This window comes from Paenarthrobacter sp. UW852 (assembly GCF_024608385.1).
Classification (GTDB): Bacteria; Actinomycetota; Actinomycetes; order Actinomycetales; family Micrococcaceae; genus Arthrobacter.
The window spans coordinates 113,933-126,262 of record NZ_JAMSGY010000002.1 but is presented as its reverse complement, the minus strand read 5'-3'; the positions used below and the strand labels follow the sequence as shown (position 1 = coordinate 126,262).

The 12,330-nt window shown below is 63.4% G+C and carries 7 protein-coding genes; 5 read left to right on the top strand and 2 right to left on the bottom strand.

Going from position 1 to position 12,330, the window contains the following annotated elements; all coding sequences use genetic code 11:
* Nucleotides 1-64 precede the first annotated feature (64 nt).
* On the bottom strand, nt 65-310 hold the full coding sequence (locus NEK97_RS03740; RefSeq protein ID WP_257368562.1) for an acyl-CoA carboxylase subunit epsilon: 246 nt from the start codon (nt 308-310) through the stop codon (nt 65-67).
* Entirely contained in the window at nt 307-1,890 is a 1,584-nt protein-coding gene (locus tag NEK97_RS03735; RefSeq protein WP_257368560.1) for an acyl-CoA carboxylase subunit beta, read from the bottom strand. Before NEK97_RS03735 ends, NEK97_RS03740 begins: the two co-directional genes overlap by 4 nt.
* A gap of 211 nt (nt 1,891-2,101) precedes the next feature.
* Between NEK97_RS03735 and NEK97_RS03730 the strand changes: the two genes are divergently transcribed.
* The 5 genes from NEK97_RS03730 to NEK97_RS03710 all read left to right on the top strand — a co-directional run bounded on the left by NEK97_RS03730 (nt 2,102) and on the right by NEK97_RS03710 (nt 12,297).
* Nucleotides 2,102-2,980, top strand: a complete 879-nt coding sequence (locus NEK97_RS03730) for an NAD(P)-dependent oxidoreductase (RefSeq protein WP_235519487.1) — start codon at nt 2,102-2,104, stop codon at nt 2,978-2,980.
* Between the two features lie 67 nt (nt 2,981-3,047).
* Nucleotides 3,048-3,971, top strand: a complete 924-nt coding sequence (locus NEK97_RS03725; RefSeq protein ID WP_257368558.1) for a biotin--[acetyl-CoA-carboxylase] ligase — start codon at nt 3,048-3,050, stop codon at nt 3,969-3,971.
* On the top strand, nt 3,964-4,557 hold the full coding sequence (locus NEK97_RS03720) for a PH domain-containing protein (protein ID WP_257368556.1): 594 nt from the start codon (nt 3,964-3,966) through the stop codon (nt 4,555-4,557). Before NEK97_RS03725 ends, NEK97_RS03720 begins: the two co-directional genes overlap by 8 nt.
* A complete protein-coding gene (locus NEK97_RS03715; RefSeq protein WP_235519495.1) occupies nt 4,547-5,719 on the top strand; it encodes an adenylate/guanylate cyclase domain-containing protein in 1,173 nt (390 codons plus the stop codon). Before NEK97_RS03720 ends, NEK97_RS03715 begins: the two co-directional genes overlap by 11 nt.
* A gap of 488 nt (nt 5,720-6,207) precedes the next feature.
* Nucleotides 6,208-12,297 carry an Ig-like domain-containing protein gene (locus NEK97_RS03710; protein ID WP_257368554.1) on the top strand — a complete coding sequence of 2,030 codons (6,090 nt, stop codon included), beginning with the start codon at nt 6,208-6,210 and terminating at the stop codon, nt 12,295-12,297.
* The last annotated feature ends 33 nt before the right edge of the window (nt 12,298-12,330 follow it).

Sequence of the window (12,330 nt, the reverse complement as noted above, 5' to 3'; positions counted from 1 at the left end):
CACAGAGCCTATCCGCGACGCCGCTTACGTGAAAGGGTTGTTGAACTTTTCTACGAGCGGGAAATTAGCCGCGGCTGCGCTTCCATGCACCCGGACCTGGGCTGGGATCCAGGCGCAGTTGTTGGCGACGGACCCAGTGACGGACGTTCGGCTTGGTTGGGGCCGCTTCCTGCGGTGTCCCAAGGGAAACCACGACGGCGGCAATCGCCGCGAGCTCTTCGGCCGTCGGTTCGCCCTTGACCACCGAGAACAGCGGGGTGGCCGGTTCTTGATCGGGCGCCGTATCGGCGCGGTGCTTCGGCGTGCTCACAGCGGGATGTTTCCGTGCTTCTTGGTGGGCAGGCTGGCACGCTTGTCGCGAAGGGCGCGCAGGCCGCGAATGATCTGCACACGGGTATCCGAGGGAGCGATCACGGCATCAACGTAACCCAGTTCAGCGGCCTGGTAGGGGTTGAGGAGTTCTTCCTCGTAGCCCTGGATGATCTCGGCCCGCTTGGCCTCGACATCACCGCCGGCTTCGGCCACCGCAGCGAGATCGCGGCGGTACAGGATGTTCACCGCACCCTGGGCTCCCATGACGCCGATCTGGGCGGTGGGCCAGGCGAGATTCAGGTCTGCTCCGAGCTTCTTGGAGCCCATCACGATGTAGGCGCCACCGTAAGCCTTGCGCGTGATGACGGTGAGCTTGGGAACGGTTGCCTCGGCGTAGGCATAGAGGAGCTTGGCGCCACGGCGGATGATGCCCTGGAATTCCTGGTCCTTGCCGGGCAGGAAGCCGGGGACGTCCACCAGGGTGATGATGGGGATGTTGAAGGCATCGCAGTGGCGGACAAAGCGGGCAGCCTTTTCCGAGGCGGAGATGTCCAGGGTTCCCGCGAACTGCATGGGCTGGTTGGCCACGATGCCCACAGTGTGTCCCTCAACGCGGCCGTAACCGATCATCACGTTGGGGGCGTAGAGGGACTGCATCTCAAGGAAGTGGGCGTCATCCACGATCTGCTCGATGACCTTGCGCATGTCATAAGGCTGGTTGGCGGAGTCGGGGATCAACCCATCCAAGGCGAGGTCGTCGTCGTCGACTTCCAGTTCCTGGTCGTGCTCCACAACGGGGGCCTCGGATAGGTTGTTGGACGGCAGGAAGTCAAGGAGTTCGCGGACAAACTCAATGGCGTCTGCTTCGTCGGAAGCGAGATAAGTGGAGGTGCCGGTGGTGGCGTTGTGCTGCCGCGCGCCGCCCAGGGTTTCCATATCCACATCCTCACCGGTGACGGTCTTGATGACGTCGGGTCCGGTGATGAACATGTGGGATGTCTTGTCCACCATGACCACATAGTCGGTCAGCGCGGGGGAGTACGCGGCGCCGCCGGCGCACGGGCCCATGATGAGGGAAATCTGGGGGACCACGCCGGAAGCGTGGACGTTGTTGCGGAAGATGTCCGCGAACATGGCCAGCGAGGCGACGCCTTCCTGGATACGCGCCCCGCCGCCGTCGTTGATGCCCACAACCGGGCAGCCGTTGCGGAGGGCAAATTCCTGGACCTTGACGATCTTCTCGCCATTGACCTGGCTCAGCGAGCCGCCGTAGACACTGAAGTCCTGGCTGTAGATGGCGACGAGGCGTCCGTCCACGGTGCCGTAGCCGGAAACGACGCCGTCGCCAAGGGGCTTCTTCTTTTCCATGCCGAACGCGGTGGAGCGGTGGACTGCAAGGGCGTCGAACTCGACGAACGATTCAGGGTCAAGCAGGAGGTCGATGCGTTCGCGGGCAGTGTTCTTACCGCGTGCGTGCTGCTTCTCAATCGCTTCCGGGCCGGAGGGTTGCTCGGCACGTGCCTGGCGGTCGCGGAAGTCGGCAATCTTTCCCGCTGTCGTTGTCAGATCGTGGCTCATCAAGTGTCTCCGGCTCTGTAGCTGATTTTCGCTGGCGCAGTTCGGTGTTGGCGCAAAGCTTAAGTAGCTTCCGTACAAAGAACAGGCCCCGCAGGCCAGTCTAGTGACGCCTTTGCCGCGAACCGCTGTAGAAACCCTACAATTTTCCGCGTCCAAGCCAAAGGCAACGCTATGTTACCCGTCAGTAACATACTTGGGTTAGAGTGTCCCCATGACTTCAAGCAACGACGCTTCCCGCGCACTCCCGAAGGCAGAAACTCCCTACGTGGCCACCGGATCGCTCAAGGGCAGGACCATCCTGATGTCCGGTGGAAGCCGCGGCATCGGACTGGCCATTGCCACTCGTGCAGCCCGCGATGGCGCCAACATTGTGCTGATGGCAAAGACCGGCGACCCGCATCCCAAACTTGAGGGGACGGTCTTTACCGCTGCTGACCAGTTGGTCGCAGCGGGCGGCCAGGCGCTGCCGCTGGTCGGGGACGTCCGCAACGATGACGATGTCGCTGCAGCGGTCGCCGCCGCCGTCGAGCGTTTCGGAGGGATCGACGTCGTCGTTAACAACGCCTCGGCGATCGACCTGTCCCGAACCGACGCCGTGGACATGAAACGCTATGACCTCATGCAGGACATCAACGTCCGTGGCACTTTCCTGCTCTCCAAGCTGGCGTTACCGGCCCTGCGTGAGTCAGGGCACGGCCACATCCTCACATTGTCGCCGCCCCTCAACCTGGACCCCAAGTGGGCAGGGATGCACTTGGCCTACACGATGGCGAAGTACGGGATGAGCCTCACCACTCTCGGTCTCGCCGAAGAGCTGAAGGACGACGGCGTTTCGGTCAACTCGCTCTGGCCGTGCACCCTGATCGACACGGCCGCGATCCGGAACATGCCCGGCGGCCAGCAGATCGTCCAAGCAGCACGTGGCCCGGAGATCATGGCCGACGCGGCGCACGCGGTGCTGACCGGCCAGGGCACCACAGGTAATTTCTTCACCGACGAACAGGTGCTCCGCGCCGCCGGCGTGTCGGACTTCACGCCGTACAGCCTCGGCGCCCCCGAAGACCGCCTGGTGCCGGACATTTTTCTCTAGGCGGATTCCCAGACGCTTTTGGAGCCAGACACCATCCCAGGCCGCCGCAACTGGATAGGATTCAGCTATGGATGCCGAACAGCCAGAGAGCAGCGAGCCGCACGTCCCCTCTGCCCACACAGACCGGCCCGGGCTGGACCGCCAGGCGCTCCTTGAGCCGGACTTCCTGTCGGCAACGGGCATCTCCCAACTGAACATCGTCGAGTCCACAGGATCCACCAACCAGGACCTGGTGCGGGCCGTAACTGTCGAGCCGAAGAAGTGGGCCGACCTCGCCGTGCTGACTGCGGAGCACCAGACTGCCGCACGCGGACGGCTGGACCGTCATTGGGAATCGCCGGAACGCTCCGCCGTGTCTGTGTCCATGGTGCTGCGCCCCGTCACGGCTGACGGCATGCCCGTCCCCACGCAAAGCTATTCGTGGATTTCTCTTCTGGCTGCCGTCGCGTTGCGGGAGGCCCTGCAGGAAACGGCCGGTGTGACCGCGGAGATCAAATGGCCCAATGATGTCCTGGTAAACGGACGCAAGATCGCAGGGATACTGGCCCAGATGACGCCCTTGGGGGACGGGTCGGTCCCCGCGGTGATCCTGGGAGTTGGACTCAACGTGTCCCTGGCCGAAGACGAACTTCCGGTGCCCACGGCCACGTCACTCGCCCTGGAAGGGGCCACGACGACGGACCGCACCGCGCTGCTGAAGAGCTACCTATCGCGGTTTGCGCGGTTGTACCGCAGTTTCTGCAACGCCGAAGGTGACCCGGCTGCCGGCCTGGCCGGGGGACAGTCCCTGCATAAGCGCGTTGAATCCGCCATGGTGACATTGGGTCGCGAGGTCCGGGCCCACTTGCCTGGTGACCATGAACTGGTGGGGCATGCATCCCGCCTTGATGAGCATGGTTCGCTGCTGGTTGTGGACCATGGCGGCAGGGAGCACGTTATTACGGCCGGGGATGTGGTGCATTTGCGCGCCACAGAAAGCGGTTATGCGTAAGGAGTTGCTACCGGGGGAACAGGTCATCGCCGTGACACGGCAGCAGGGCCGAACCTTGTTTCTTCCTGTGCTGGTGTTCATTGTCGTTCCGGCTGTCGCCGCTTACGCCTGTGCCTGGGTGGTCAAAGGCAATGCACAGCGTCTGGCCCCCTTCATTACCGCGGAATGGACGCCATGGCTCATGGGCGCTGCGGTGGTTCTTGCTGCGTGGGTGCTGCTTGCCTACTGCTTCAAACGTGTGCTCCACTGGCGTTCTGTCCGATACATCCTGACGAGCCGCAGGATACTTGCCAAGTACGGCATGTTTCGACGCAATGACTGGCAGGTTTCCCTCATGGCGGTACGTCACGTGGGGGTTCATCAGACGGTGATCCAGCGGGCACTGCACTCCGGGAATATATCCTTGGATACCGGGCACTCCGGAGTGGCCGTGCTGAACGACGTCCCCCTGGTTGGGAGATTCAGGGGCTTCATTCTTGACGCGATGGATGAGCTCCCGAAGGGTGAGGTTTTTGAGGGTGAAGTGCTGAGGGATTTTGACGAGTTGCCGTGGGAGCTGAGAGAAGGTGGAAGAGATGAGCGTTGAGGATCAGCAGTCCGGCGAGGACCTGGACCAGGAGTTCGACGCCGTACCCGAGCCTTCCGCGGACGAGGACACCGAGGCGCGGCCCGCCCCGGTGACCACCGGTCCGCCCACTGGCGTGATGTCCGCGGAGCGCCTCGCCATTAAGGCACTTGAGTCCAAGCTCCTGGGTGGGGAACGCAAGCTCCGCCGTCGTGAAGTTGCCGCCGGTGCCGGCGTGTCCATCCTTTCCGCCCGGAAGATATGGCGAGCCCTGGGCTTCCCGAACTTTGGCGATGAGGACGTTGCCTTCACCGAGCGGGACCAGGCGGCGCTGTCCCGCATCCTTGACCTGGTGCGTGCGGGCCTCCTGACTGAAGAGGCCGCGATTTCCGTGACCCGGTCCATCGGGCAAATGACCGACCGTATGGTGGTCTGGCAAATCGAAGCCCTGGTGGAGGACATGGTGTCCGAACAGGGCATTCCCGACGCCGTCGCCCGCAAGAAATTGGTGGCCCAGCTGCCTGCCCTTGTTGACTCGCTCGAAGAGATCCTTGTCTACTCCTACCGCCGCCAACTCAACGCCGGCGTTCAGCGGCTGGCCGTTCGCGCCGAAGCCGGCTTGCAGGCCAGCGAAGAAGGCCGCGAGGGCGATGAGGACGATTCGCCGTTGCCCCTGGCCCGGGCCGTTGGGTTCGCGGACTTGGTCTCTTACACCAGCCTTTCGCGCCGGATGAATGAGAAGACGCTGGCGCAACTGGTACAGCGCTTTGAGAACAAGTGTGCGGAAATCATCTCCGTCGGCGGTGGCCGCTTGGTTAAGACTGTCGGTGACGAAGTCCTCTACATTGCCGAAACGCCTGCGGCCGGAGCCGAAATTTCGCTGGCGCTCGCCCAGGCCTTCACGGAAGACGAGATCCTGCCCCAATGCCGTGTGTCCATGGTGTGGGGCCGCATCCTTTCCCGGCTCGGCGACATCTACGGGCCTACGGTTAACCTTGCTGCACGGCTCACCACCCTGGCCCAGCCCGGAACGGTTTTGGTGGATGCCATGACGGCTGCGGCACTGGGGCAGGACGACCGCTTTGTCCTGGTTCCCCAGAAGTCCGAGAATGTCCGTGGCTTCGGCGAGATCCATCCCGTCATGCTGGCCCGTGGCCGGGGTAAGGGCCTGGTCCTGGACTAGGGCCCGACGGTAAGCCCCCGCGGCCCTCCGACCACCCACCCCGGACGCTCTCTCACATCCCGCCGTATTCCGCCGGGCGCTCTCTCACTTCCTTGAAGAAAGTGGGAGAGCGTTCCGGTTTAAGGGGGTGGGATGTGACGGAGGGTGGGTGCCTAGCGGTTCGGAAGGTGCGTTTCAAGTCACAGCTTGGCTATTCGATGGATTAACCCGGTAGGCTGTGCGTTGATTCTGCTGACCGTGATGATGGCGGAAGACCGGGCAGTTGTCCCCATCGCGCAACGGCATGCCGAGGCCGTAGGCTGTCAAAGCCAATGGATAGCCGGGTCTCGGGTCTCCTCCGTTGGCCGTGGGGTGCGTGGGATAGTCTTAGGGACTGAAAATTCCGCCGCCGTATGGGGGTACTGCGGAATGCACGGCTGCCGGCACATGCCGGTTGGCCTGGAAGTCGCTGCGTGTGGGCGGCTGTACACAAAGGGAATTTTGGGGCTGTGACAACTTTCTTCGCCAAGCTGGGGCTGAAAAAGCGTCAAAACAGGAAGCTTATTTCGGGCATTGCGGGCACTGCTGCGGGCGCAGTCCTGGTGGCCGGCGCTGTGTTGTATCCGGGGTTCAAAACCACTGAAGTGGACTTGAACGACGGCGGCGTCTGGGTGGTGAGCAAGACCAAGAACGCTGTGGGGCGGCTGAACTATCCCTCCCGCGTCCTCGACGGAGCAGTCACCCCGGCCACCACGACTTTCGATGTGCTTCAGCACGATGGCAACGTCTTTGTGGACGACGAATCCGGTTCCACGATCAACCAGGTGTCGGCCGCCAACCTCAAGCTCGGCGGCGACAAGCAACTGCCGTCGTCCTCGCAAGTCAGCTACGGTTCAACCGTCCTTTCCGTGACAGACCCTGCCCGCGGCAAGGTGTGGGCTTTGTCGCCGTCCACCGTCAACGGCTTCGACGAAGAGGGCACCGAGCCCGTGTTGACGGGAAACCAGGGCCTCGTGTCGGCCGTCGGGGCTGACAACCGCATTTACACAGCGGATCCCGGCAAGGGCGAGATCACAGTCACCACAGTCGACGCCGATGGGGTGCGAACCAACTCCGAGGTCACCAGCGTGGACGGGCTCAAGGGAGCGGGCGACCTGCAGATCGCTGTGGTGGGGGACAAGCCAGTGCTCCTGGACGCCAACTCCGGGAATCTCTTCCTCCCCGGCGGTCGCAAGCTCCAATTGCAGGACGCCCGTGAGGCGAAACTGCAGCAGAGCAGCCAAGACAGCAGCTATGTAGCCATCGCTACGCGCAAGGCCCTCTTGAAGCAGCCGCTGGACGGCGGAACTGCTGCTACCGTCAACGCCGACGGCGAGGGCGTCCCGGCAGCGCCGGTCCAGGTCAGCAATTGCGTTCACGCAGCCTGGGCGGGAGCCAACAAGTACATCCGCGATTGCGATAACGACGCCGATGACAAGAAGAACAACGTCCCCAAGGCAAGTGCCTCGCCGAGCTACGTGTTCCGCGTCAACCGCGATCTCGTGGTCCTCAACGATGTGAATTCGGGCAGCGTGTGGCTGGTCAACCAGAACATGCAGCTCGTCAACAACTGGGACGACGTTGTCCCTCCCAAGAACCAGTCCGATGACCAGGACCAGGAGTCGGCGGACAACAACACCATCAACGTCCTCCCGGACCGCACCAAGCCGAACCGCCCGCCGGAGACCAAACCCGATGAGTTCGGTGTCCGCCCGGGCCGGACATCCATCCTGAGCGTCCTGGACAACGATTCAGATCCCGACGGCGATGTCCTTACCGCTGCTGTGGGGGCGAACGGCCCGAAGGCGGGTGCGCTGGAGAACATCTACGGTGGCTCGGCCTTCCAGATCAAGGTCCCGGCCGAAGCCAAACCGGGGACGGAAGTCTTCGACTACAACGCCTCCGATGGCCGTGGCCTGTCAGCCGGCGGCCAAGTAACACTTCATGTGGTGGGACCGGATGAGAACAAGCCGCCCTTCTTCAAACGCGGCGAGCCCACCACAATGCTGGTGGAACAGGGAAAATCGGTGAGCCAGAACATCCTCACTGACTGGATGGACCCGGACGGGGACGACCTCGTCCTCCTGGACGCAAAGTCTGACAACGACCAGGACCAGGTGAAGGTGCGCCGCGACGGCTTGCTGACCTACCAGGATTCCGGTGCTGCCCCCGGCAAGAAGAACGTCACCATCACTGTTTGGGATGGACGCGCAACCACCACGGGCCGCGTGGTGGTCAACGTGCAGCCGCCAGGCGCCCTCGCCCCGGTGGTAAACGCGGACCACGTCACTGCAGTGGTGGGCCAGGACCTGGTGATCGCACCGTTGAAGAACGACGTTGATCCCAACGGTGGTGCCCTGCGGGTGGCGCATGTCGAGGCTGCCGGTCAAGCGGAGCTCGGCCCGGTGACCGACGGCGGTACCTTCACTTTCCGGAGCAACACCCCGGGCCCGGTCTACTTGACGTACATCGCCAGCAACGGCCCCCAATCCAGCCAAGGCCTCATTCGCGTGGACGTGGAGTCCGGCAAGAACGCGGGAGCCCCGGTAGCCGTCCACGACGTCGCGCTGTTGCCCGTCGGCGGAAGCGTTCTGGTGGATCCGCTGGCCAACGACTCCGATCCATCCGGTGGCGTGCTGGTCCTGCAGTCGGTGACCGTCCCGGATGGCTCGTCCGCTTCTGTGAGCGTCATTGACCATAGCGTCCTGCGCGTCACGGATGTCCTGGGCGCGAAGGAACCCTTCGTTTTCAGCTACACGATGTCCAACGGCCGCGCCTCAGCCACAGGTACCGTCGGCGTCGTCCCGGTGCCGGCTCCCGCCGTCGTCGAAGCTCCGCAGCCGAAACCTGACGAAGTCAACGTCCGCGTCAACGACGTCGTGACCATTCCTGTCCTGGACAACGACACCCACCCGCAGGGTGAAGAGCTGTCCGTGGACCCGGTGCTGGCCCAGGGGATACCGGAGGAAGACGGCAAGGCGTTCATTTCCGAGAAGACCCTCCGTTTCATCGCAGGACCGACCCCTAAGACGGTGCGGGCAATCTACAACGCGGTGGACCCGCAAGGGCAAAAGAGCGCCGCCGCCGTCACCATCCACATCCTGCCGTTGGAGGACACACAGAACTCGCGCCCACAGCCGCAAAACCTGACGGCCCGGGTGGTGGCTGGTGGCAGTGTCCGGATTCCGGTGCCATTGGACGGCATAGACCCCGACGGCGATTCAGTCCAGCTCACCGGTATCGACAGCACGCCCACTATGGGAACGGCGACGGCGGGTAGCAGCTTTATCGACTTCGTTGCCGCCGGTGACGGCGCCGGCACCGATACGTTCCGATACAAAGTGATCGACCGGCAAGGCGCAGTCAACACCGGAACGGTGACGGTAGGCGTCGCACCCCGTGGGGAAAACAACCAGAAACCGGCACCGGTGGATGACGAGGTCAAGGTCCGTCCAGGCCGGCAGATCGCCGTGGACGCCACCGCCAATGACACCGACCCCGATGGCGACATCATCCGTATCCTGACGGACAGCATCGAAGCTGACCAGGGCGTGGATGCCCAAGTCAGCAAGACCAGTGGCCGTGTCCTGGTGACAGCCCCGGCCGTCGAGGGCACCATCAACGTGCGCTACTCGGTGGCTGATGATCGAGATGCCGTGGGTAACGCCACCATCCGTGTGATCGTCAAGAACGACATCCCGCTGCAGGCACCGATCGCACGGGATGATCGTGTAACGTCTGCGCAGACCCTCGGAAAGACGGCCGTGGACGTACCGGTCCTGAAGAACGACGAGGACCCCGACGGCGTAGGCGAGAACCTGAAGATCTCTACCGGCCTGGAAACGGCCCGGCCAGGATCCGACGGCAACGTGGTGGTGGACCTCACCGAGCAGCCGCAACTGGTGCCCTACACCGTGGAAGATGTGGACGGCCAAAAGTCCACCGCCATCATCTGGGTTCCGGGCATCGGCCAGCAGGTTCCCACGCTCGCCAAGGATGACGTAGTGGAGTTGATCTCGGGCCAGTCCGTGACCGTTGATCTCGCCGAGTGGGTGAAGGTCCGTGAAGGACGCTCGCCGCGCCTGACGCAGGTGGACCGCATCAAGCTCATTGGTGCCGATGGCAGCGACCCCGTGGCGAACAACGGAACGTCCATCAAATACACCGCCGGCGCGGAGTACGTTGGTCCCGGTTCGATCAGCTTCGAAGTCACCGATGGTACTGGTCCCGACGACCCCAACGGCCTGAAATCGACGCTGAGCATCCGCACCAAGGTGCTGCCGGATCCGAACAAGAACAACCCGCCCGTGCTGCTCGGCAGTGAACTTGAGGTACCCAAGGGTGACTCTGCCAGCCTGGACCTCGGCAAGCTCACCTCCGACCCGGATGCTGACGACGTCCAAAACATGAAATATGAGCTGGTGGGCGCGGCCCCGAATGGCTTCAGGGTCAATGTCGACGGCAAGTCGTTGAAGGTCTCCGCTGATGATTCGGTGCAGATCGGACAGGGCGGCGCTGTCCAGGTCAAGGCAAAGGATCCCCGCGGGCTGGAAGCGCTGGCTACCTACAAGTTGTCGTTGAGCGCGTCCAACAGGCCCAAACCGGTAGCCAATGATGACGTGGAACCGGATGCACAGTCCGGGAAACCGGTGACCGTCAACGTCCTCGCGAACGATTCGAATCCGTTCCCGGACACGGCCCTGAAGATCGTTTCGGCCGTGGTGGAGACCGGCCAAGGTTCGGCTGAGCCTGCGGGAGACAGCGTCACGGTGACGCCCGGTGGTGGATTCACCGGCACCATGGTTGTTGCCTACACCGTTTCAGACAAGACGGGTGAGTTGTCCCGCTACGCCACGGCACGTGTGCGCCTCACGGTTAAGGACAAACCCGAGGCCCCCACCACTCCGCTGGCCCAAAGCGTCGGGGATCAAACGGCCCTGCTGACTTGGAATGCCCCCGCCGACCGGGGATCGCCCATTACCAAGTACACCGTGTACGGCGAGGGCGGATTCAAGCAGGACTGCCCGGCCAACACCTGCACCCTGACGGGCCTGACCAACAACGTGAAGTACCACTTTGCCGTGACAGCCACCAATGCCATCAAAGAGTCCGAACGTTCACCGGTATCGGCCGAGGTCCGTCCCGACGTCAAACCGGACACACCTGTTGCGCCCACCCTGAAGTTCGGCGACAAGCAGCTCTCCGTGGCGTGGGTTCCGCCGGCCAGCAAGGGCTCACCCGTGAAGTCCTACGATCTGGAAATCTCACCGGCTCCGGCCGGTCAGAACCCGCAGATCCAAAACCTCACCGGCTCCAGCCATGTATGGTCGGGCCTGACCAACGGCGTGGCGTACAAGGTGCGGGTGCTTGCCCGGAATGATGCCAAGGAGCCTTCGGAGTGGAGCCCCTATTCCGCCGCGGAAACTCCTGCGGGCATTCCGGCCACACCTGCGGCGCCGACCGTTTCCGGTGCCGGGTCCGTAGGAACTCAGAGCCAGTTGCAGGTCAGCTGGAAGGCACCCAACAACAACGGTGACGCCATCTCTGCCTATACGTTGACCACTTACCGTGGTGGAGCCGTCGTCGGCACCCAGTCTGTGGCCGCGACGTCGCAGAACGTCACCGTAGCCAATGCCGAGGCTGACTACACCTTCACTGTTTCGGCCACGAACAAGGCGGGTGTCAGTGGGGTTAGCCAGCAGTCGGCCGGCATCCGAGCCGCAGGCAAGCCGGGAACCGTTGGAAGCGGCTCGGTCACGGCGACAGGAACCAGTGGTCAGCTTCGGGTGGCGTTCACGCCGCTTACCGCCGCCGAACGGAACGGTTCCCAAGACAACGAAATCACCTACCGCTGGCAGACGGCCAACGGCTCCGGTCCCATCGGGCGCGGTGGCGGTGACATCGGGGGGCAACCCAACGGCACCAATGTTGCGGTCAACATCATCGCGACGTCGGTCAAGAACGGTATGGCCGGCGACGGCAAGAACATCGGCTCGGGTAACCCGTACGGCCCGCCCAATGCACCGAACGTCAGCGGCGGCAAATCCGCCAAGGGCGACGGCCAGGTCCACTGGACGTGGAACAACCCGAACATGAACGGCCGGCCACTGGACCACTACGAGGTCAGCCTCGACAACGGCGGCTGGACTGGAGTGGGCAAGGCAAACAGCTATGACGCGCCCGGTGGCGGTTGGGACAAGACCCGGCAGCTGAAGGTCCGCGCCGTCACGGTAGTCGCAGGACCAGGCAGTGGAAACGTCGCATCCACGTCCGGTGTCGATCCGACCCCTCCGCCTCCGCCTCCAACACCATCCCAGATCCAGGCGCACAACAGCACGTGCCCCGGCAAGCCGGGTCAGGCTGACACGTACAACCCGAGCGGTCCCACGTGTGGAGTTGGCTGGGTGGAACGCTCGTGGGGCCGGATTGATGTCACCTGCAGGCAGGACATCTACCGCAACGGCACGGCTTGGTACAAGCTCAAGGGATCACCGAAGGATGGCTGGTTCGTCAAGCCCATCACGGTGGACCTTTATGGCCCCGTCCCTCCGCCGTGCTGAACCCGGCCTACGACGCTGGGCAACACCGTCACC

Coding starts and splice junctions, on each gene's coding strand:
- NEK97_RS03735 (WP_257368560.1), bottom strand. CDS start 1,890: ATGAGCCACGATCTGACAACGACAGCGGGAAAGATTGCCGACTTCCGC.
- NEK97_RS03730 (WP_235519487.1), top strand. CDS start 2,102: ATGACTTCAAGCAACGACGCTTCCCGCGCACTCCCGAAGGCAGAAACT.
- NEK97_RS03725 (WP_257368558.1), top strand. CDS start 3,048: ATGGATGCCGAACAGCCAGAGAGCAGCGAGCCGCACGTCCCCTCTGCC.
- NEK97_RS03720 (WP_257368556.1), top strand. CDS start 3,964: ATGCGTAAGGAGTTGCTACCGGGGGAACAGGTCATCGCCGTGACACGG.
- NEK97_RS03715 (WP_235519495.1), top strand. CDS start 4,547: ATGAGCGTTGAGGATCAGCAGTCCGGCGAGGACCTGGACCAGGAGTTC.